The sequence below is a fragment of the Streptomyces sp. NPDC042336 genome, from assembly GCF_055581985.1.
Genome location: NZ_JBVJEA010000009.1, coordinates 117,166 through 137,685, shown reverse-complemented (window position 1 = coordinate 137,685; position 20,520 = coordinate 117,166). Strand labels below are relative to the sequence as shown.

The window sequence follows — 20,520 nt, the reverse complement described above, 5'->3', positions numbered from 1 at the left end:
GTCGGGGCCGTCACCGCGCCACGGGTCTGACCAGCAGGTCGTGCGGGCGCAGCGTGATGCCGACCCGGACCGCGTCGTTGGAGCCCGCCACCTGTTCGAAGCGGAACCTGGTGGCGAGCGCGGCCGTGATCAGCGTGAGCTGGGCCATCGAGAAGTGGTCACTGGGGCACTTCCGCTTGCCCGCGCTGAACGGCTTCATGGCGTATTTCGGCACATTCTTCGCGCGTTCCGGGAGCCATCGGTCGGGGTCGAACTCCAGGTTGTCGTCGTACGACTTCGGATCGCGTTGGATTGCGTACGGACTGTAGATGATGTCCGCACCGGCCGGAATGCGATAGCCACCGAGTTCACTCTCGGCCACCGCGCGCCGCGTCAATACCCATACGGCGGGGCGCAAACGCATGGCTTCCACGATGACATTGCCGGTGTGCGTGAGCCTGCGGACGTCCTCGAATGCCACGGGGCGCCCGCCGGTGACCGCTTCGACTTCGTCGCGTATGCGGTCGGCATGTTCCGGATGGTCGGCAAGTGCCTGGAGCAACCACATGATCGTGGACGCGATGGTTTCACTGCCGGGGGTGAGTATCGCGACCACCTGGTCGTGGATCTCCTGTTCCCCGATCGGGTCGCCATTGTCGTCCTTCGCCTCCAGCAATGCCGTGAGCAAATCGTCCGGCTTTTGACCGGATGCGCGGCGCTCGGCGATGATCTCGTCGACCAGCAGATGCAGATCGGCCAACGCGTTGTTGAATTGGCGGTTGGCCGGAAGCGGCAGCCGGTACAGCGGCCCGAGCGGGACCACCATGCGCCGGTACATGCCCCGGAAGACGGTGGCGAGCGCGACGCACAGCCGCTCGGCCCGCTCGTCCATGTACTGCCCGCGCAGCAGGCAGCGGGCCGCGACGCGCACCGCGACCCGGAAGGACTCGGAGGTGGCGTCGACGGTCCGGCCCGGCTGCCAGCGCTCGGTGAGCGCGTGCGCCTCCTCCTCCATGATCGGCCCGTAGGCGGGGATGGCGTCGAGCCGGAACGCCGGCTGAATGGTGCGCCGCTGGCGGCGGTGGAGCGGACCGTTGGCGGTCGCCACGCCCTCCTTGCCGAGCAGGCCCTCCAGCGACTCCCACAGCGGGCCCGCTATGTGGTAGTCGGGGCTCAGGGCGAGGGCACCGGTCAACTCCGGGTCCGTGACCGCGTAGACGGTCTTCGGGCCGAGCTTGATGCGCACGATGTCGCCGTGGTCACGCAGTTGGGACATGAAGGCCAGCGGGTCGCGGGCCAGCCGCCAGCCGTGGCCGAGCAGCGGTACGCCGCCGCCCGCGACGGGCGGTTCGCGCAGTTCCGGTGCCGTCTGCGCGTGGATCTCGGGGTTGACGGACTCGACGGTCATTTCTCACCTGCCGCTTCGTTGTTGACGTACGGGGGCGTGGACCGGTCGTCCCAGCTGTCGACCATGTACCGGCCTGACTCGTGGTGGAACCAGTAGACGGAACTGAACCAGTTCCGCATATTGCCGACGTTGGCTCGCACGGCGCCGCTCAGTTCCTTTCCGCGTACGGTTCCGTCGGCCAGCGAGTCGGCGAACCGTAAGGCGTCCTGCTCCACGGCGAGGAATTCGGTGATGCATTCCTCGACGCGCCGCCGGACTTCTCCGATGGCTTCTTCCAGCGTGAGTGAATGATGGGTTATGAGACTGATACCGAGATTGTGGACCTCGTCTCCCGCTATTTCCTTGGGCAGCGAGCAGAGGTCGTTGTACCAGGCGGCGAATTCCTGACTCAGCAGCGCCGCCCGGCGATATACCGGGTGTTTGCGTACGGCGTCGGGGAGTTCGCAGCCGGAACTCGGCTCCAGCAGGTCGGTCCAGATCCAGTGCGCGAAGGTGAGCCGCCGCAGTTCGAGGTACTCCTCCACGCCGGGCACGATTCCGCGCGTCCGGTTGTGGAATTCCCGGTCGTACGCCTCGATCACCGCGTGGAAGTGCCGGGCGAACCGGGCGTTCCAGGTGCCCGGCAGGAAGGCGTAGAGCCGCCGCACGCTGTCGGCGAACCCGGCCACCAGCGTGTCCTCGTGGTGCAGGTGGTCCCCGGGTGAGTCGAGTGCCGTGTGCAGCCGGCCACGCAGTCGCCGCCAGGCGCCGGGACGGCCGTGGACGATGTCACGGTCGTGCCGGTCGTCCCAGACGAAGAACCACGCGCTGTAGTCCGCTATCGCCTGCATGACCTCGTCGGGGGCGCCCAGGTAGTAGCCCGCCATGAGGTCCGTGTAGCACAGGCCATCGGCATATTCCTGGACCTTGTCCGCCGGCATGAGCCGCTTTTCGAGCAGCCAGGTGCGGGTTGTCTCCTGAAGCCTGGGCCAATACGGGTGCAGTTGCCGGGGAAATGCCGCCTCGATCACCGGGAGGCGCAGCGATGGCGGTACTGCGATCGCGGTCGGTGTCGCTGTGGTGCCGTGTGGGAAAGCATGCACGAACAAACCCCTCTCAGCCGCCGGTGGCGCACTCCTCTCACTGAGCGGGGCGTGCGCCGTTGCGTATCCCCGCACTTCCCATTCAGCACCACAACTGACCGTTCTGGGAACGGATTTGCTCCATTCACTACCCCGCGATGCCGGAATTCTCCTGTTGTGTGGCGGCTTTCCACACACGAACGGCGCCCGCTCGGGGAAGACCCGAACAGGCGCCGTGCGCAAGGGGGATGTGTGGCCCGTGAGGCGGTGTCAGTCGTTCGCGACCACGGGGTAGCGCGGCTCGTTCTCGGCCATCTGCCGCAGCGCGTCCTTGCGCTCGCGCTTGGAGAGCCGGTCGATGTACAGGTACCCGTACAGGTGGTCCGTCTCGTGCTGGAGGCACCGGGCGAAGTACCCGGTGCCGCGCACCTTGACGGGGTTGCCCTTCTCGTCCTGCCCGGTCACCTCGGCGTAGTCGGGTCGGGCGAGCGGCGCGTAGGCGGTCGGCACGGACAGGCAGCCCTCGTTGCTGTCGTCCAGGCGGCGGCGGTCGGCCGGCAGTTCGACCAGCCTGGGGTTGCAGACGACGCCGACGTGGCGGACGCCCTCGTCGTCGGGGCAGTCGTAGACGAAGACCTTCTTGGAGACGCCGATCTGGTTGGCGGCCAGGCCCACGCCCTCGGCGGTGCGCTGGCTGGCGAACATGTCGGCCACCAGCTGCTGGAACTCCTCGCCGAAGTCGGTGACGTCCTCGCACTCCTTGTGCAGCACCGGGTTGCCGACCACCGTGATCGGGCGCGAGGTGCCGCGCCCGCGCCAGTCGGCCTCACGCTCCTCGCAGTCCTGGGTGTCGACGACGAATCCCTCGTCGTCCACGGGGAGCACGCCCGGGTGCTGCTGATCGGTGTCCTGCTGGGCCATGACCGACGTATGCCTTCCTCGTACAACCAAGGGTGGTGCTGATGGTGACTGCTGCTGGAGCGTCCTGACAAAGACTACGGGGCGGCTCAGCAGACCTCTTCCAGGTCCCGCCAGTCACGTGAGTCCGGGCTGTCGGCCACCCACCCGTCCAGCAACCCCTTCACCAGCCCGGCCGGCGCGGCCACCCCGCACTCCCGCTCCGGCACCCACAGCTGCCCGTCGGTGCGGTGCCCCAGCGGCCCGGGGTGTCCGGGTTCGCTGTGGTCGTGCGGGTCGAGGTGCTCGCCCTCGCCCTCGTCGGACGGCATCCGGGACTCCGAGCACATCCGGCACAGCAGCCGCACGGAGGACGACCAGTCCTCGGCGGCGAACCCGGCGTCGGCGGCCAGCTGCTCCAGCGCGTCGCGGTCGGACTCGGTGGCGGCCTCCAGGAGGACGACCCAGGTGGGCACGGGCGAGGGCGCCCACAGCTCGATCTCGTCGAAGACGGGGTAGGAGTGCCCGGCGCTGGTGGTCCGCTCCCCGTGCGGTACGCCGTCGTGCAGGACGACCTCGCCCCAGCGCCGCCCGGACGACGGCAGCGGGATGGACAGCACCTCGACGCGGGCGGGGTCGAGCCGCCGCCCCCACACCACCTCGGCCTCGCCCTCCGGCGACAGCCGTACGGCAGCGCTGCCGAGGTCCATGCCGAGCGGCTCACCGGCGTCGGTGGCCTCCCCGGGGGTGCGCAGCCCGTAGGCCTGCCAGGCCCGGCGGGCCAGCGGCCAGTCCTGCAGGGCGGTCGCGGCGATGCCGACGTTCCACCAGTCGGGGGCGCCGGTGTCCCGGTCGAGCAGCGCGACGGCCCGCAGGCCCGCCGCCCTGGCCTGCTCCCAGTCGTGCCGGAACTTGTGCAGCAGCGCCAGGTTGAACCAGGACTCCGACAGCCAGGGCTCCAGGTCCGCCGCCCGGGTCAGCAGCGCACCCGCGTCCTCGTAGCGACCGTCGCCGATCAGCGTGAACGCGCGGTCGGTGGCCTGCCGCCAGGAGGCGGAGGGCCGGTGCCGTGCCTTGCCGAAGATCCTCACGATTCCCGCCTGCCAGTTCCGTTCTGTGGGCTGGCTGTGCCTTTCGCGCCCCCGGACACCCTCTCCCGGGCATCAAACCACGTACGGCTGTAGAGGCGCTCATTACCCATGGGTTACCCAGCCGCGGGCTCGGTAAGGCTGCTCCGGGAAAGGACCCGGGCCAGTGCCTCCACCACTTCCGGAGCGTAGTCGCCGGCGGTGGCCAGGCGCAGCTCCTCCAGTGCGGTCAGGACGCCGCCCGGGCCCGCGTCCCGCGCCTTCTCCTCGTAGGCGTTCACGACCCGCACGATCCGCGCGGCGACCGGCTGCTCCCGGCAGGGGTCGGCCTGCCGCTCCACCACCACGGCGACCGCCGCGTCGACGCCGGTCTGACGCACGACGGCCCCGCCGAGCAGCGCGATCCGCCGCTGCTCGGTGGCGGGCAGGTCCGCGGTGGCTCCCGCCGGGACCGGGTCGACCAGGCTGAGCTGGCCGATGTCGTGCATCAGCGCCGCGTACTCCAGCACGGTCAGCTCGGCCCCGGACAGCCCCAGGTCCCGCCCGACGGCCACGCCGAGTCCGGCGACCCGGCGGGCGTGCCCGGCCGGGGTGTATCCGGCGATCTCGGTGGCGCGGGCCAGGGAGGCGATGGTCTGCCGGTAGGTGGCCCGGACGGCCTCGTACCGGCGGTAGGAGAGCTGGGCGAGCAGCAGGGGCACGCTGAAGACGGGCAGCGCCCACAGTCCCGCGACGCTCACCGCCAGCGCCATCACCGCGCCGGTCGCGCACACCGCCGACGTGATCCCGACCATGCCGCGCAGTTCCTCGCGCAGCAGCGGTCCGAAGGGCCAGCCGGTGCGCGCGTGGGCGGGTGCCGCGGCGAGTACGGCGTCGCACAGCGTGGTCAGGGCCAGCAGCGCGAGCAGCAGCAGGGCGTCGGCGGGTCCGCTCCAGTCGTCGAAGGTGCCCTGGCCGGCCAGCGGCCGGAAGCACACGGCGGCGAAGCCGACGGTGAGCACCCGCCGCGCCAGGTGGCCGAGGACGGGCCCGCTGCCGCGGGCGACGTAGGGCACGCTGCCGAGCAGCGAGGCGGCGAGCACGACGGTGACGGTCTGGGCGACACCGTGGTGCGCCGGCTGCCCGGCGACGTCTCCGAGCAGCGCGTACGCCAGCGCGCCCGCCGCCCCGAGCGGGGCGGCCTCCCGGGCCTCGGCACCGGTGCGCCGGGTCAGCTCACCGAGGACGACCAGACCGCCGAAGGCGAGCGCGACGGGCCGCTGCACGGGCCCGGACACCACCACGGAGGCGAGGCACCCGAGCGCGAGGAGCCCGGCACAGCCGGGCACGAGGAGCAGCGTCGCCGGGGCCGGGAGCGCGGGCCCGCGCCTGGCTCCGGGGCCCGCGACCGGGACCGCTGCGGGAGACGGGACCCATGGCCGGAAGGGCGTCATGGGCTGCCCCCGTCCACGCGGCCACCGCGCACCGCGGCGCGGGGCGCCGCCGCGAGCCACCCGCCCGCACGCTCCCCCGGCCCGGTGGGGGCGCGGACGGCGGGCACCGCCGGGGCCACCGTGCACGGCACCCGGCCTCGCCCCGGCCGGCCGGGGCGAGGCGAACGGCACGCGTGAGGCGGGCAGGGGGCCATCGCCGGCTCCGGCTCCCTCATGGCGCGCCCCTGCCGACACTGTCCCGCACACCCTCGCCCCGGCCCCCTGCCGCTTCGGCGGCGGGGCCGGGCGAACCGTCCGCCGTCACCGACGGACGCCAGCCGTGGCGGCGGAGGGCGTGGACCAGCGCCCGCACCATCCGTGGGTCGAACTGTCTCCCGGCACAGCGCTGGAGCTCCTCCAGGGCCACTGCGACGGGGCGGGCCCTGCTGTAGGAGCGTGTGGACGTCATAGCGTCGAAGGCGTCGGCGACGGCCACCACCCGGGCCGACTCGGGGATCCGGTCGCCGGCCAGTCCGTAGGGGTAGCCGCTGCCGTCCAGCCGTTCGTGGTGGTGGAGGACCGCGGCGCGGGCCTCTCCCAGGAAGCGGATGCCGCGCACCATCTCGTGCCCGTACTCGGGGTGCAGCTCGATCACCCGGCGTTCCTCGGGCGTCAGCGGCCCGTCCTTGCGCAGCAGCCGGGTGGGCACGCCGAGCTTGCCCACGTCGTGCAGGATCCCGGCGAAGCGCAGGGTCTCGACGCGCTCGTCGTCCATGCCCAGCTCGCGGGCGATCATCATGGAGGCCTGGCCGACGCGTTCGCTGTGGCCGCGCGTGTAGCCGTCCTTGATGTCGACGGCCTGCACCAGGGCGCGGATGGTCGCCTGGTGCGCGGCCCGCTCGCGGTGGTACTGGGCGAAGGCCCACCAGGCCACGCACATCGGCAGCAGGACGAGCAGCGCGGCCACCGGACCGTACTCGCTGCGCCACAGGACGGCCATCATCAGCCCGGCGAGCCCGTGCACGGCGATCGGCGCGAGCGACCGGGAGAGCAGGCCTCGCCACGCCCGGCCCGGCGGCACGTGGTCGGCGAGGGTGAGGATGCCGCCGTCCAGCACCGTGAGCACCAGGCAGAAGGCGAGTACGGCGGCCCCGGCCGGCACGAGGGCGTACGGGAAGGCGGGCTCGACGACCGCGTCCCGGCCGCCGAGCCGCCAGTGGACACAGGCGGCGGCCCACACGGCGAGGGTCAGCTGGGCGGCCCGCCAGACGCGCCGCAGACCGAAGGGGCGGCGCGGCACCGGGGACAGCAGCGCTCCGGGCAGTGCCACGAGCGCGGCGGCGGGCGGCGGCAGCAGGAAGGCCCCGGCGAGCAGGACGGGGTAGCAGGTCCCGACGAGGCGGGTCCGGGCGACGAGTTCGGAGCCCGCGTACAGTCCGGTGAGCAGCAGCACCGCCCACCAGGGCGCGTGCACCGACGGCAGCGGCCGCAGGCACAGCAGGGCGGCGAGGGTGACGCCGGTCACGTACGCACGCGCCCGCGCCGGTACCGCGTCCATGAGCCCCCTCCCCGGCCACGTCTTTCAGGCTCCGGAGCCTAGGACGGCGGGGGGAGTCCGCGGGCAGATAACCCGCGGATTAGCACGTACGAGTGACTTCTGAACGACTCAGGGCGCTGGCACCGGCCCGGAGACCGGCTCAGGACTCCTGCGGAGCCGACGACGGCGAGGCTGTGACGTCGTGTTCGGGCACGGACTGCCCGGACCGGATCAGGTCCAGCCGCCCCATGACCTTGGCGCGCAGGTCACCCGGCACGTCGTCCTGTCCGCAGCACCGCTTGACCAGCTTCTTCACGGCCTGCTCCAGCCCGTACTTCTCCAGGCAGGGCGAGCACTCCTCGAAGTGGTGCTCGAACTTCACGCAGTCCGAGTCCGGCATCTCTTTGTCGAGAAACTCGTAGAGATGATCGAGGATTTCGCTGCAATCCGTCTCGTGCGGCTCTCCGCAGCTCATGACCCCGAGCCTTTCGCTTCGTTCGACTCTCCGGCGCCGGCGGGGACGAGGCCGCGGTCACGGGCGTAGTCCTCCAGCATGCCGCGCAGCTGACGGCGTCCACGGTGCAGCCGGGACATCACCGTACCGATGGGTGTCCCCATGATGTCTGCGATCTCCTTGTAGGCAAAGCCCTCGACGTCCGCCAGATACACGGCGATACGGAATTCCTCGGGGATCGCCTGGAGCGCCTGCTTCACGTCCGAGTCGGGCAGGTGGTCGAGCGCCTGCGACTCCGCGGAGCGCAGACCCGTCGACATGTGCGACTCGGCACGCGCGAGCTGCCAGTCCTCGATCTCCTCGGCCGCGCTGCGCTGGGGTTCGCGCTGCTTCTTGCGGTACGAGTTGATGAAGGTGTTGGTGAGGATGCGGTACAGCCACGCCTTGAGGTTGGTGCCCTCGCGGAACTGGTGGAAGGACGCGTACGCCTTGGCGTAGGTCTCCTGCACCAGGTCCTCGGCGTCGGCCGGATTACGTGTCATGCGCAGCGCGGCCGAGTACATCTGGTCGAGGAACTCCAGCGCGTCCCGCTCGAAGCGCGCGCTGCGCTCCGCGGTCGACTCCGCGCCCGTACCCCGGCCCTCGGGCTGCTCCGCCTGGCCGTGTTCGGTCCCTGCGTCGGTCCCAGTGACCGGACCCACCTCCTCCAGTGACGTCGTGAAACCGAGAGCGGTCTCACTCGAATCGGAGGATAGACGACGATCCGGTCCGCCCGCCGCCCGAATGGGGGCGGTCTTCGCCGCGTGCAGCACAGTCCAGTCCAGGTCGGACCGGCTGCTGCGGCTCGGGCAGAAGGCTGAACCCATGCGGCGGACTTCCTCTCCTACGGCGTCGGCGCTGATTCTCAGCAACGTACGCACCGCACAACAGCGGCCGCCCGCCGGTCATTCCCGGGCGTTCAGCCGAGTGAGCCGGTCCACTTCAGGACGCCGTCGGTGATCAGCTCCAGCGCCTCCTCCTGGCCGATCGCCGCCCGTTTGGGCACCGCGAAGCCGTGGTCGCCGTACGGCACCTCGATCAGGTCGTAGGTCCCCGCGGGCGCCTCGGGGAACTCCTGCGGTCTGCCGAAGGGGTCGTTGCCGCCCTGGACGACGAGGGTGGGCACCCCGGCCCCGAGCAGCTCGTCGGCGCGGGACTTCTCCGGCTTGCCCGGCGGGTGCAGCGGGAAGCTGAGGGCGAGGACGGCGTGGGCGCCCAGTTCGCGGGCGGTGCGGCAGGCGACGCGGGCACCGGCGCTGCGGCCGCCCGCGATCACCGGCAGGCCGGGCGCGGCGAGCGCGGGCCAGACGCCCCGCCAGCCGGTGTCCAGGGTCTTCGGAGCGGGCGCCAGCTTCTTGCCGGCCACCCGCCACGGCTGCTCGACGAGGGCGACGCTCACCCCGTGGGCGGGCAGTGCGGCCGCCAGCGCCCTCAGGTCGCGCGCCTCGATGCCGCCGCCGGCGCCGTGGCTCACGGCAAGGACGAGCCGGGGCCGCTTCGCCGGGTGCCAGGTGATGCGGGCGGGACCCGCATCGGTGTCGGTGATCTCGGTGGTCTCGGTGGTGTCGCTGGTCACGTCAGAAGAGTGTGCCCTCTTCCGGAGCCTGAAGCTCCTTGAGCAGCTCCGGCCCGTTGTTGCGGACGTTGCTCACGGCCGTGGAGACGGGGAAGGCGCGCATCAGCCCGGCGGGCGGGGGCGCCAGCAGGGAGGTCAGCTCGTCGGGGTCGGTGCGTGCCGGGTCGAGCCAGTCGTCCCAGCGGTCCGGCGTCAGCATCAGCGGCATCCGCGGGTGGATGTCGGCCAGGGCGTGCGGGCCGTCGGCCGGGGCGACCGCGAGCGGCTCGGTCTCGGCCTCGGTGGTGATCACCGAGCACGTCACCCACCATGCCAGCGGGTGGTCGTCGGGGAGCGTCTTGTCCCGCCAGAACTCGTAGAGCCCGGCCATGGCGAACACGGAGCCGTCCGCGGGGGTCACGAAGTACGGCTGCTTGCGGGGCCGCTTCCTGCGCCCCTCGACCTCCAGGTCCCGCTCCTGCTTGCCGGTGACCCACTCGTAGTAGCCGTCGGCGGGCAGGATGCAGCGCCGGGTGCTGAAGGCGCGGCGGTAGGAGGGCTTCTCGTGGACGGTCTCCGCGCGGGCGTTGATCATCCGGGCGCCGCCCTCGGGCGACTTGGACCAGGAGGGGACGAGGCCCCACTTCAGCTTGCGCAGCTGGCGAACCGGCTTCGGGTCCTCGACGTCTTTCAGGGGACGGTCCAGGACGGCGTAGACCTCCTTGGTGGGGGCCACGTTGTAGTCGGGCTCCAGGCTCTCCTCGGGCTCCCACTTCTCGATTTCAAAGATTCCCGCGAGATCCTCGGGTCGACGACTCGCCGCATACCGTCCGCACATACGTGCCACACTGCCAGGCCCGCCCTCCTCCCGGCCACCACCCCGCAACGAGGCGCTTCGCGCCGCACCCGCCCGACCGTCACCACGAGGAGCCCTCCCCGAACATGGACCACCTCGCAACGGCCTCGCTCACCTCCCTGTGGGACGAGGTCTCCGGCACCCAGCCCGATCCCGACCTGTGGGTGGTGATCGCGACCCTGGTGGTCGCGCTCGCCGTGGTCGTGACCCGCGGGTCGTGGCGGATAGCGCGCAACGCGATCACCATCGCCCACGAGGGCGGCCACGGCCTGGTGGCCCTGCTGACGGGCCGCACCCTGACCGGGATCACCCTGCACTCGGACACCAGCGGCCTGACCGTCAGCCGGGGCAAGCCGCACGGTGCCGGGATGATCCTCACCGCGGTCGCCGGCTACACCGCTCCCCCGCTGCTGGGCCTCGGCGGCGCCGCGCTGCTGGCCGCGGGACGCATCACCCTGCTGCTCTGGCTGGCGACGGCGCTGCTCGTCGCCCTGCTGGTGATGGTCCGCAACGCCTACGGGGTGCTGACGGTGGTGGTCACCGGCGGCACGTTCGTCCTGGTGTCCTGGCTGGCCGGGCCGCAGGTGCAGGCGGCGTTCGCGTACGCGGTGGTGTGGTTCCTGCTGCTCGGCGGGGTGCGCCCGGCCTTCGAACTGCAGGCCAAGCGGTCGCGGGGCGGCGCCGGGGACTCGGACGCGGACCAGCTGGCGCGGCTGACGCACGCGCCGGCGGGGGTGTGGTTCTTCCTGTTCCACGCGGTGTCGCTGTGTTCGCTGATCGGTGGAGCGCGCTGGCTTCTGGAGCTGTGAGGACCCGGGCGCCGTCCGCACGCCCCGCATATATGCACGGCAAGTGCACTGTTGCGTTTTCGGTCAGGTTTCGCCGCTTTTGATCAAGATCTCCGATCGTCCTCAGCCATTAAAGTGGGCCTCATGACCGTGAACCCCGCGTACACCGCCCTCTGGCCCGCCCCGCATGCGAGCGGAGCCGTCGACGCGACCGTCCACGTGCCCGGGTCCAAGTCGGTCACCAACCGTGCCCTGGTGCTGGCCGCCCTCGCCTCCGAGCCCGGCTGGCTGCGCCGCCCGCTGCGCTCCCGCGACACCCTGCTGATGGCCGAGGCCCTGCGCACGATGGGCGTCGAGATCGAGGAGGGCGTCGGCCCCGAGGGCACCGGCGAGTTCTGGCGGGTCATCCCGGCCGGTCTGCGCGGCCCGGCCACGGTCGACGTCGGCAACGCCGGCACGGTCATGCGCTTCCTGCCGCCGGTCGCCGCGCTGGCCGACGGCGCCGTCCGCTTCGACGGCGACCCGCGGTCGTACGAGCGTCCGCTGCACGGCGTGATCGACGCGCTGCGCGTCCTGGGCGCCCGGGTCGACGACGACGGGCGCGGCGCGCTGCCGCTGACCGTGCACGGCGGCGGCGCCCTGGAGGGCGGGCCGGTCGACATCGACGCCTCGTCCTCCTCCCAGTTCGTCAGCGCCCTGCTGCTGTCCGGACCGCGCTTCAACCAGGGCGTCGAGGTGCGCCACACCGGTTCCGCGCTGCCCTCCATGCCGCACATCCGTATGACGGTCGACATGCTGCGCGCGGTCGGTGCCCAGGTCGACACCCCCGAGTCGGGCGGCGAGCCGAACGTCTGGCGGGTCACGCCGGGCGCGCTGCTCGGCCGGGACCTCACGATCGAGCCGGACCTGTCCAACGCCCAGCCCTTCCTCGCGGCGGCGCTGGTGACCGGCGGCAAGGTGGTGATCCCGGACTGGCCGTCCCGCACCACCCAGCCCGGTGACCGGCTGCGTGAGATCTTCACCGAAATGGGCGGTTCCTGCGAACTGGCCGACTACGGTCTCGTCTTCACCGGATCCGGCGCCGTCCACGGCATCGACGTCGACCTGGGCGAGGTCGGCGAGCTGACTCCGGCCATCGCGGCCGTCGCCGCCCTCGCGGACTCCCCCTCCACCCTGCGCGGTGTGGCCCATCTGCGGCTGCACGAGACGGACCGCCTGGCCGCGCTCACCAAGGAGATCAACGAACTCGGCGGTGACGTCACCGAGACCGCCGACGGCCTGCACATCCGCCCGCGCCGGCTGCACGGCGGCGTCTTCCACACCTACGAGGACCACCGCATGGCCACCGCCGGCGCGATCATCGGCCTCGCGGTCGAGGGCGTGCAGATCGAGAACGTGGCGACGACCGCCAAGACCCTGCCCGACTTCCCCGACCTGTGGACCGGGATGCTCGGGGCGTAGGGAAGGTTCGCCATGCGCCGCTACGGCAAGAACACCGACGAGGACGACATCCGCTCCCGCCCCAACCGCAAGGGCAACCGGCCGCGCACCCACATCCGGCCCAAGCACGAGGACGCCGCCGAGGGCCTGGTCCTCACCGTGGACCGCGGCCGGCTGACCTGCCTCGTCGACGACCGGATCGTCATGGCGATGAAGGCCCGCGAACTGGGCCGCAAGGCGGCGATCGTCGGCGACCGGGTGGCCCTGGTCGGCGACCTGTCCGGCAAGAAGGACACCCTCGCCCGCATCGTCCGCATCGAGGAACGCACCTCGGTCCTGCGCCGCACGGCCGACGACGACGACCCCTACGAGCGGGTGGTCGTCGCCAACGCCGACCAGCTCGCCGTCGTCACCGCCCTCGCCGACCCCGAGCCGCGCCCCCGCCTCATCGACCGCTGCCTGGTCGCCGCGTTCGACGGCGGCCTCACCCCGCTGCTGGTGATGACCAAGTCGGACCTGGCGCCGCCGGACGAACTGCTGGAGCTGTACGGCGCGTTGGACATCCCGTACGTCGTCACCAGCCGCGAGGAGCTGGAGAACGGCGCGGCCGCGGACCTCGTGCGCGAGCACCTGGACGGGAAGATCACCGCCTTCGTCGGCCACTCCGGCGTCGGCAAGACGACCCTCGTCAACACCCTGGTGCCGGAGGACCGCCGCCGGATGACGGGTCATGTGAACGCGGTGACGGGGCGCGGCCGGCACACCACGACCTCCGCCCTCGCCCTGCCGCTGTCCTCCGCGGAGGGCGGCTGGGTCGTCGACACCCCGGGCGTGCGGTCGTTCGGGCTGGCGCACGTCGACCCGTCCCGGGTGATCAACGCCTTCCCCGACCTGGTGCCCGGCACGGAGGGCTGCCCGCGGGCGTGCAGCCACGACGAGCCCGACTGCGCGCTGGACGCCTGGGTCGCCGAGGGACACGCCGACCCGGCCCGGCTGTACTCGCTGCGCCGGCTGCTGTCGACACGGGAACGCAAGGAAGGGGACTGACCCCCGCGTTGTTTGCCGTGCCGTGCAGGCGGTAAGTGCATAATCGCACCAAGCCGGAACCAAGACTGAGCAAAGCCGGACGAAGTCGCTGTCGGGCGACGCCACTGATCGACACCGACGCAGCGGTCGCGGTAGGGGACCACGGGAGGACAACACATGGCGTGGCTGCTGGTCATAGTGGCAGGAGTGCTCGAAACCGGCTTCGCCGTCTGTCTGAAGCTCTCGCACGGCTTCACCCGGCTCTGGCCCACCATCGCCTTCTGCGCCTTCGCGCTGGGCAGTTTCGGCCTGCTGACGATGTCCCTGAAGAAGCTCGACGTCGGCCCCGCGTACGCGGTGTGGACCGGCATCGGCGCGGCGGGCACCGCCATCTACGGCATGGTCTTCCTCGGCGACCTGGTCTCGACCCTGAAGATCGTCTCGATCAGCTTCGTCATCATCGGCGTGATCGGCCTGCAGTTGTCGGGCTCGGCGCACTAAGGACCTGACCGGGTCCCGTGGGCCACTACGCCGTCAACCGGCGCGGCAGGGCGGTGCGCAGGAGGTCGGCCACCCCGCCCTCGGCGGGCGGCGCGGCGACGCAGGAGAGGGCGAGCCGCACGGCAAGTTCGCAGGAGCGGGCCAGATCGGCGGCGTCCGTCGGCGGAAAGGACGCGGCACCGCCCAGGACGGCCACGGCACGGTCGCGGACAAGGCCCACGAAGTCGCCGGGCGAGGGCAGCGGACCGTCGGCCCGCCGCTGCGCCGGCAGGGCGGAGGAGGAGGGCACCGCAGTCAGGGCCGGCGAGGGCAGCCGCTCGCTCCAGCAGCCGGTGAGCATGGCCCGGACCAGGGCGTTGTCGTGGGCCGCCGACATCATCCACTCGGCGGTGGCGGTGAGTCGTTCGCGCGGGTCGCTGGACCCGGACAGCGCACGCTCCACCCCTGCCAGATAGCCGTCGGCCTCCCGCCGCACGAGCGCCCGGGCGAGGCCGTCCTTGCTGCCGAACTCGTTGTAGAGGGTCTGCCGGGACACCCCGGCGGAAGCCGCCACGTCCACCATCCGCACGGCGGACCACGGCCGGCGCGCGAGCGCCGCGGAAGCGGCATCGAGCAGGGACTCCCGGGCTGCAGGCACCCTCGCCTCCCTCGGCCGAGCGACTTCCTGCCAGATTTGACGGGCACGGGGGCACTGTCAAGGGTCCTCGCGCCGCCTGCCCGGGCCCGCCACGCCCGCCAAAGCCCTGGTGGCCCCGCCCGGCCCGCGACAGATAGCGTGACGGCATGCCCGACTACCTCGACGACCTCCGCCTCGCCCACGTCCTCGCGGACGCCGCCGACGCCGCCACGATGGACCGCTTCAAGGCCCTCGACCTCAAGGTCGAGACGAAGCCGGACATGACCCCGGTGAGCGAGGCGGACAAGGCCGCCGAGGAACTCATCCGCAACCACCTCGCCCGCGCCCGCCCCCGCGACGCCGTCCTCGGCGAGGAGTACGGCGTCGAAGGCACCGGGCCCCGGCGCTGGGTGATCGACCCGATCGACGGCACCAAGAACTACGTGCGCGGCGTCCCCGTGTGGGCCACCCTCATCGCCCTGATGGAGGCCAAGGAGGGCGGCTACCAGCCGGTCGTCGGCCTCGTCTCGGCGCCCGCCCTCGGCCGGCGCTGGTGGGCGGTGCAGGACCACGGCGCGTTCACCGGCCGCAGCCTGACCTCCGCCCATCGGCTCCACGTCTCCCAGGTCTCCACGCTCTCCGACGCGTCCTTCGCGTACTCCTCGCTGAGCGGCTGGGAGGAGCAGGGCCGCCTCGACGGCTTCCTGGACCTGACCCGCGAGGTGTGGCGCACGCGCGCGTACGGCGACTTCTGGCCGTACATGATGGTCGCCGAGGGCTCGGTGGACATCTGCGCCGAACCGGAGCTCTCCCTCTGGGACATGGCCGCCAACGCGATCATCGTCACGGAGGCCGGGGGCACCTTCACCGGCCTCGACGGCCGGCCCGGCCCGCACAGCGGGAACGCGGCCGCGTCGAACGGCCGGCTCCACGACGAGCTGCTCGGGTATCTCAACCAGCGCTACTGAGCGCCCGCCGACTCGCCCCCCGCGCCCCCTTGTTGACCCGTGCTTTACCTGCCACTCTGAGAGTTCCCCACTTGTGAACTTGTGAATCCATGAACCAACTCATGGATCACCGGCAGGAGGTGGCTCCACCCATGCTCGTCCGCGAAGTCATGAGCACGGTAGTCCTCACCATCGGTCCCGCCCACACACTCCGCCAGGCCGCCGCACTGATGTCCGCACGGCGCGTCGGCGCGGCCGTGGTGCACGACCCCGACGCCGGCGGCATCGGGATCCTCACCGAACGCGACGTCCTCGTCTCCGTGGGCCGGGGCCAGGACCCGGACACCGAGCGCGCGCACGGCCACACCACCACCGACGTCGTCTTCGCCGCCCCGACCTGGACCGTGGAGGAGGCGGCGGGCGCGATGGCGCACGGCGGCTTCCGCCACCTCATCGTCCTGGACGGCGGCGAGCCCGTCGGCATCGTCTCGGTGCGCGACATCATCCGCCGCTGGGCGCCGGAGCGCGCCCCGCACAACGCGCCGGTGGTGACCACCTGACGGAACGTGCGGGGCAGGGGCAGGGGCCGGGACGAGTGCGGCCGGTATGACGAACGGGCCGGACCCCCGTCCCCGGGGGTCCGGCCCGCCGCTACGGCAAGCGGTAGGTGCTGGATGTCAGCCGCGCAGGGCCTGGACCGCGGCCTCCAGCCGCTTGCCGAAGTCACCGTCGGCCTGACGGAAGTTGTCGACCGCGCGCTCGACGATGTCGTCGCGCGAGACGCCGGACAGGGCGCCGGCCAGGTTGCCGATCAGCCGCTCCCGCTCCGCTTCCGTCATCAGCCGGTAGAGGTTGCCCGCCTGGACGAAGTCGTTGTCCTCGGCGTGCGACGGGGCCTCGGTCTCGCCGGTGACGCCGGAGACCGCGACCGGCTGCCACAGGGCACGGTCCGTCTGGAACGGGCCGGCGAAGCTGTTCGGCTCGTAGTTCTTCGCGCCCTTGTGGCGGCCGTCGTACAGGTGGCCGTCACGGGAGTTGGTGCGCGCCACGGTGGCGTGCGGGCGGTTCACCGGCAGTTGGTCGGCATTGATGCCGACGCGGTAGCGGTGCGCGTCGCCGTAGGCGAAGAGGCGGCCCTGGAGCATCTTGTCCGGGGACGGCCCGATGCCGGGCACGAAGTGCGCCGGGGAGAAGACCGACTGCTCGACCTCGGCGAAGATGTTCTCCGGGTTGCGGTTGAGCTCCAGCTTCCCGAACCAGACGATCGGGTAGTCCGCATGCGGCCACACCTTGGTCAGGTCGAACGGGTTGAAGCGGTACGTCGCCGCCTCGGCCACGGGCATGATCTGCACGCCGACGGTCCAGGACGGGAAGTCGCCGCGCTCGATGGCCTCACGCAGGTCGCGCTGGTGCGAGTCGGGGTCCTCACCGGCGAGCTTGTCGGCCTCGGCCTGGGTGAGGTTCTTGATGCCCTGGTCGGTCTTGAAGTGGTACTTGACCCAGAAGGCCTCGCCCGCCTCGTTGTTCCACTGGTAGGTGTGCGAGCCGAAGCCGTCCATGTGGCGGTACGACGCCGGGATGCCGCGGTCGCCGAACAGCCAGGTGACCTGGTGCGTCGACTCCGGCGACAGGCTCCAGAAGTCCCAGACGTTGTCCATCTCGGTCGAACCCGTGTAGGGGTCGCGCTTCTGGGTGTGGATGAAGTCGGGGAACTTGATGGCGTCCTTGATGAAGAACACCGGGGTGTTGTTGCCGACGAGGTCGTAGTTGCCCTCCTCGGTGTAGAACTTCAGCGAGAAGCCGCGCGGGTCGCGGACGGCGTCCGCCGCACCCAGGTTGCCGGCCACGGTGGAGAAGCGGAGGAAGGTCTCCGTCTCCTTGCCGACCTCGGAGAGGAAGGCCGCGCGCGTGTACCGGGTGACGTCGGCGGTGACCGTGAAGGTGCCATAGGCGCCGGCGCCGCGGGCGTGCACGACGCGCTCCGGGATGCGCTCACGGTTGAAGTGGGCCAGCTTCTCCAGAAGGAGCTGGTCCTGGACGAGCACGGGGCCGCCGACGCCCGCCGTCTCACTGTTCTGGTTGTCGGCTACGGGGGCGCCTGTCTCCGTAGTGAGCGGTCCCTGAGTCACGGACTCCTCCTGTGCTGGTCCTGTCGCTTGGCTAATGCCGTTCTCGATCCTACAATAGACAATGTCTAAGTCAAGCAAGATTCCAAAGTCACATCCGTTCGGGACCTGGTCCCCCTGCCTGTTAGGCTGATGTGTATGAGTGACCTTCTGGAACGGCTGCGCGGGCGCGGTTGGCGCATGACCGCGCAGCGGCGCGTGGTGGCCGAGGTCCTCGACGGCGAACACGTCCACCTGACGGCCGACGAGGTGCATTCCCGCGCCGTGGACAGGCTCCCCGAGATCTCCCGGGCGACCGTCTACAACACCCTGGGCGAGCTGGTCTCGCTCGGCGAGGTGCTGGAGGTCGCGACGGACAAGCGCGCCAAGCGCTACGACCCGAACGCGCACCGGCCGCACCACCACCTGGTCTGCGCCCAGTGCGGGGCGATCCGCGACGTCCACCCGACCGGCAATCCGCTGGCCGACCTCCCCGACTCGGAGCGCTTCGGCTTCACGGTGTCGGACGTCGAGGTGACGTACCGCGGCACCTGCCCGAACTGCGCGGCGGCGTGAGCGGGATTTGCTTCTCGTCTTCGTGTTGACGTACTGTTCCATTCATCGACGCGGGGTGGAGCAGCTCGGTAGCTCGCTGGGCTCATAACCCAGAGGTCGCAGGTTCAAATCCTGTCCCCGCTACTGAAGGCTTGGGGCCGGAATCCGAACGGATTCCGGCCCCAAGTGCGTCCACCCCAGCTGCGGGCATCCGGCAGGCGCCGGCCCGCGTCCCACCCGCCCAGCCGGCCCCCGGGCACCTTCAAACGGCACCGAAGCGCAGCGTCACGCGTCACGCCGACAGCTCCTGCCGCAACGCGTCCCGCAACCGCGCCGCCCGCTCCCCCACCTCAGCCGGCCCCAGCGACACCGCCAGGTCCGCCCACCGCTGCCCCTCCGCCAGCTCACCCCGCCGCGCGAACACCAGCGCCAGCCTCAGCGCCGCCCGCCCGTGCCCGGCGTCGGCCGCCCGGCGCCACCACACGACGGCCTCGGGCTCGCTCCCCTCGCGGGCCAGCAGCAGCCCCAGGTTGAACGCGCCGTTGCGCGACCCGGCCTCGGCCGCCTCGCGGTACCACCGCGCCGCCTCCACCACGTCGCCCCGCGCCGCGGCGAGCATCCCGACCCGCACCTGGGCCCGCCGGTGCCCCTGGGAGGCCGCCCGCTCGTACCACTCCTCGCACTCGGACTTCTCGTGCGCCGGCTCCCCCAGTTCGTGCGCGGGCGCGGGCGGCCGGCGCGCGTCCAGCACCGTCGCCAGCCGGTACGCCGCCTCCGCGCTGCCGCCCCCCGCCGCACAGCGCAGGAAGCGCTCCGCCTCGCGCTCGTCCCCGTCGCGCAGCCGGGCCATCCCGACCTGGAGCGCCGCCTCGGTGTGCCCGGCCGCGGCGGCCCGCTCGTACCAGCGCAGCGCCGCCCGCTCCTCGCCCCGTCCGGCGTGCAGGATCCCGAGGTTGAAGGCGGCGTCGACGCTGCCCGCCTCCGCGGCCTTGGAGAACCACGGTTCGGCGCCGCTCTCGTCCCCGGCGCGCAGCAGCAGGATGGCCAGCGCGTTGGAGGCCTCCCGGTGACCGGCGTACGCCGCCCGCCGGTACCACTGCTCGGCCTGCGTGGTGCGCCCCTGCTCGGCGCAGAGCAGCCCGAGGTTGTACGCCCCGTTGTCGTCACCGGCGTCCATCGCGGCCCGGTACCAGCGTTCCGCGGTCTGGGTCTCGCCGCGCTCGGCGTGCAGTGCGCCCAGGGCGTTGGCGGCGTTGCCGTCGCCGTCCTGGGCGGCGCGCAGCCACCACACGGCGGCGCTCTCGGTGTCCCCGGCGTCCCGCAGCAGGAAGCCGAGCGCGCAGGCGGCGCGGGCCTCGCCGTCCTTGGCGGACGTGAGGTACCAGCGGCCGGCCTCCTTGAGCTCGCCGCGCTTCTCCAGGATCGTCCCGAGGTGCAGCGCGCCCCGACGGTGCCCACGCGCGGCGGCCTGCCGGTACCACTGCTCGGCCTCGTCGGCCGCGCGTGCGGCGGCCTTGTCGTCGCCGGCCTGCCCGGCCCGCCGGTCCACCGTCCGGGCCAGCCGGTACGCCGCTTCCCGGTGTCCGCGCTCGGCCGCGGCCCGCATCCACCGCTCGGACCCGGTGTCGTCACCGCGGTGTTCCAGCAGGTCGGCGAGCGCGTAGGCGCCCAGTACGTGGCCCTGTTCCGCGGACTGGCACAGCCAGTACTCGGCGGCGGGCTCGTCCCCGCGCTCGCGGAAGTGCCGGCCCAGCGCGTGCGCGGCGGCGGCGGATCCGGCGACGGCGGCGATGCGCCACCATCCGGCGGCCTCGTCGGCGTATCCGCGCTGGTGCAGCAGCACGCCCAGGTTGTTGGCGGCGGCCCGGTCGCCGGCCGCGGTGGCGGCACGCAGGTGGGACTCGGCTCCGTCGAAGTCGCCGCGGCGCAGCAGCATCGCGCCGAGCACGCTCATCGCCTCGACGTCACCACCGTCGACGGCGAGCCGCAGACGCACTTCCTCGGCGGCCTCGTCGGCGGCCTCCTGGGCCTCGTCCGTGGCCTCCTCCTGACCGGACGGCTGCGCAAAACGCCCTGTCCCGAACAGATTTGCCATGTCCCCCATAACGTTCATCGTCGCACCACCCGCAACCTCGGTACATCCGGTATACCGCAGTCAGTGAGGTCACTTCAGCGTTTTGTCGACATGCCCACAGGGAGACAAGTCAAACACAGATCTGCCCAACTCCCCTTGGCGGCGCGGCCGTCGAGTCCGCC

The 20,520-nt window shown here is 71.9% G+C and carries 20 protein-coding genes and 1 tRNA gene; 8 read left to right on the top strand and 13 right to left on the bottom strand.

The features are described 5' to 3' along the window. Positions 1–10 precede the first annotated feature (10 nt). The 10 genes from ACZ6IM_RS20835 to ACZ6IM_RS20790 form a co-directional block, all read right to left on the bottom strand. Complete coding sequence (locus ACZ6IM_RS20835; protein ID WP_052840770.1) at positions 11–1,387, bottom strand: bifunctional albaflavenone monooxygenase/terpene synthase; 1,377 nt, start codon at positions 1,385–1,387, stop codon at positions 11–13. After that, positions 1,384–2,469, bottom strand: coding sequence for an epi-isozizaene synthase (gene cyc1 / locus ACZ6IM_RS20830; RefSeq protein ID WP_469558283.1), 1,086 nt, complete (start codon positions 2,467–2,469; stop codon positions 1,384–1,386). Before cyc1 ends, ACZ6IM_RS20835 begins: the two co-directional genes overlap by 4 nt. Before the next feature lie 249 nt (positions 2,470–2,718). Continuing rightward, positions 2,719–3,369, bottom strand: a complete 651-nt coding sequence (gene def, locus ACZ6IM_RS20825; RefSeq protein ID WP_052840772.1) for a peptide deformylase — start codon at positions 3,367–3,369, stop codon at positions 2,719–2,721. A gap of 86 nt (positions 3,370–3,455) precedes the next feature. Further along, entirely contained in the window at positions 3,456–4,436 is a 981-nt protein-coding gene (locus ACZ6IM_RS20820; protein WP_052840773.1) for a tetratricopeptide repeat protein, read from the bottom strand. A 113-nt stretch (positions 4,437–4,549) separates the two neighbouring features. Further along, positions 4,550–5,866 (bottom strand): HD-GYP domain-containing protein, encoded by a 1,317-nt coding sequence (locus ACZ6IM_RS20815; RefSeq protein ID WP_469558083.1) that lies wholly within the window; start codon positions 5,864–5,866, stop codon positions 4,550–4,552. 211 nt (positions 5,867–6,077) lie between these two features. Beyond that, a complete protein-coding gene (locus ACZ6IM_RS20810; protein WP_469558080.1) occupies positions 6,078–7,403 on the bottom strand; it encodes an HD-GYP domain-containing protein in 1,326 nt (441 codons plus the stop codon). 139 nt (positions 7,404–7,542) lie between these two features. Further along, positions 7,543–7,857: a mycothiol system anti-sigma-R factor gene (gene rsrA, locus ACZ6IM_RS20805; protein WP_052840775.1), complete on the bottom strand. Its 315-nt coding sequence runs from the start codon at positions 7,855–7,857 to the stop codon at positions 7,543–7,545. Beyond that, entirely contained in the window at positions 7,854–8,537 is a 684-nt protein-coding gene (gene sigR / locus ACZ6IM_RS20800) for an RNA polymerase sigma factor SigR (protein WP_003973756.1), read from the bottom strand. The genes rsrA and sigR overlap by 4 nt, the downstream gene beginning before the upstream one ends. Positions 8,538–8,794: 257 nt before the next feature. After that, positions 8,795–9,451, bottom strand: a complete 657-nt coding sequence (locus tag ACZ6IM_RS20795; protein ID WP_052840776.1) for an alpha/beta hydrolase family protein — start codon at positions 9,449–9,451, stop codon at positions 8,795–8,797. A 1-nt stretch (position 9,452) separates the two neighbouring features. After that, positions 9,453–10,268, bottom strand: coding sequence for an SOS response-associated peptidase (locus ACZ6IM_RS20790; RefSeq protein ID WP_052840777.1), 816 nt, complete (start codon positions 10,266–10,268; stop codon positions 9,453–9,455). A gap of 104 nt (positions 10,269–10,372) precedes the next feature. Here ACZ6IM_RS20790 and ACZ6IM_RS20785 point away from each other — a divergent pair, with 104 nt between their 5' ends. The 4 genes from ACZ6IM_RS20785 to ACZ6IM_RS20770 all read left to right on the top strand — a co-directional run bounded on the left by ACZ6IM_RS20785 (position 10,373) and on the right by ACZ6IM_RS20770 (position 14,041). Next, a complete protein-coding gene (locus ACZ6IM_RS20785; RefSeq protein ID WP_469558075.1) occupies positions 10,373–11,095 on the top strand; it encodes a M50 family metallopeptidase in 723 nt (240 codons plus the stop codon). Between the two features lie 123 nt (positions 11,096–11,218). Continuing rightward, on the top strand, positions 11,219–12,535 hold the full coding sequence (gene aroA / locus ACZ6IM_RS20780) for a 3-phosphoshikimate 1-carboxyvinyltransferase (RefSeq protein WP_469558072.1): 1,317 nt from the start codon (positions 11,219–11,221) through the stop codon (positions 12,533–12,535). 12 nt (positions 12,536–12,547) lie between these two features. Then, positions 12,548–13,561 (top strand): ribosome small subunit-dependent GTPase A, encoded by a 1,014-nt coding sequence (rsgA, locus tag ACZ6IM_RS20775; RefSeq protein ID WP_052840780.1) that lies wholly within the window; start codon positions 12,548–12,550, stop codon positions 13,559–13,561. Between the two features lie 156 nt (positions 13,562–13,717). Then, a complete protein-coding gene (locus ACZ6IM_RS20770) occupies positions 13,718–14,041 on the top strand; it encodes a DMT family transporter (RefSeq protein WP_030145926.1) in 324 nt (107 codons plus the stop codon). 25 nt (positions 14,042–14,066) lie between these two features. Here ACZ6IM_RS20770 and ACZ6IM_RS20765 read toward each other — a convergent pair whose 3' ends face one another. Then, on the bottom strand, positions 14,067–14,678 hold the full coding sequence (locus ACZ6IM_RS20765; RefSeq protein ID WP_052840781.1) for a TetR/AcrR family transcriptional regulator: 612 nt from the start codon (positions 14,676–14,678) through the stop codon (positions 14,067–14,069). A 146-nt stretch (positions 14,679–14,824) separates the two neighbouring features. Here ACZ6IM_RS20765 and hisN point away from each other — a divergent pair, with 146 nt between their 5' ends. Both hisN and ACZ6IM_RS20755 read left to right on the top strand, forming a co-directional pair. Then, entirely contained in the window at positions 14,825–15,625 is an 801-nt protein-coding gene (hisN, locus tag ACZ6IM_RS20760; protein WP_059300671.1) for a histidinol-phosphatase, read from the top strand. A 131-nt stretch (positions 15,626–15,756) separates the two neighbouring features. Next, positions 15,757–16,164 (top strand): CBS domain-containing protein, encoded by a 408-nt coding sequence (locus ACZ6IM_RS20755; RefSeq protein WP_469558067.1) that lies wholly within the window; start codon positions 15,757–15,759, stop codon positions 16,162–16,164. A 117-nt stretch (positions 16,165–16,281) separates the two neighbouring features. Here the strand turns inward: ACZ6IM_RS20755 and ACZ6IM_RS20750 are convergent, their stop codons facing one another. Continuing rightward, positions 16,282–17,733: a catalase gene (locus ACZ6IM_RS20750; protein ID WP_469558064.1), complete on the bottom strand. Its 1,452-nt coding sequence runs from the start codon at positions 17,731–17,733 to the stop codon at positions 16,282–16,284. 135 nt (positions 17,734–17,868) lie between these two features. Between ACZ6IM_RS20750 and ACZ6IM_RS20745 the strand changes: the two genes are divergently transcribed. Both ACZ6IM_RS20745 and ACZ6IM_RS20740 read left to right on the top strand, forming a co-directional pair. Then, complete coding sequence (locus ACZ6IM_RS20745; RefSeq protein ID WP_052840785.1) at positions 17,869–18,285, top strand: Fur family transcriptional regulator; 417 nt, start codon at positions 17,869–17,871, stop codon at positions 18,283–18,285. Between the two features lie 49 nt (positions 18,286–18,334). Beyond that, positions 18,335–18,408, top strand: a tRNA-Met gene (locus ACZ6IM_RS20740). Between the two features lie 148 nt (positions 18,409–18,556). Here ACZ6IM_RS20740 and ACZ6IM_RS20735 read toward each other — a convergent pair. Then, a complete protein-coding gene (locus ACZ6IM_RS20735) occupies positions 18,557–20,368 on the bottom strand; it encodes a tetratricopeptide repeat protein (RefSeq protein ID WP_052840786.1) in 1,812 nt (603 codons plus the stop codon). Positions 20,369–20,520 lie beyond the last annotated feature (152 nt).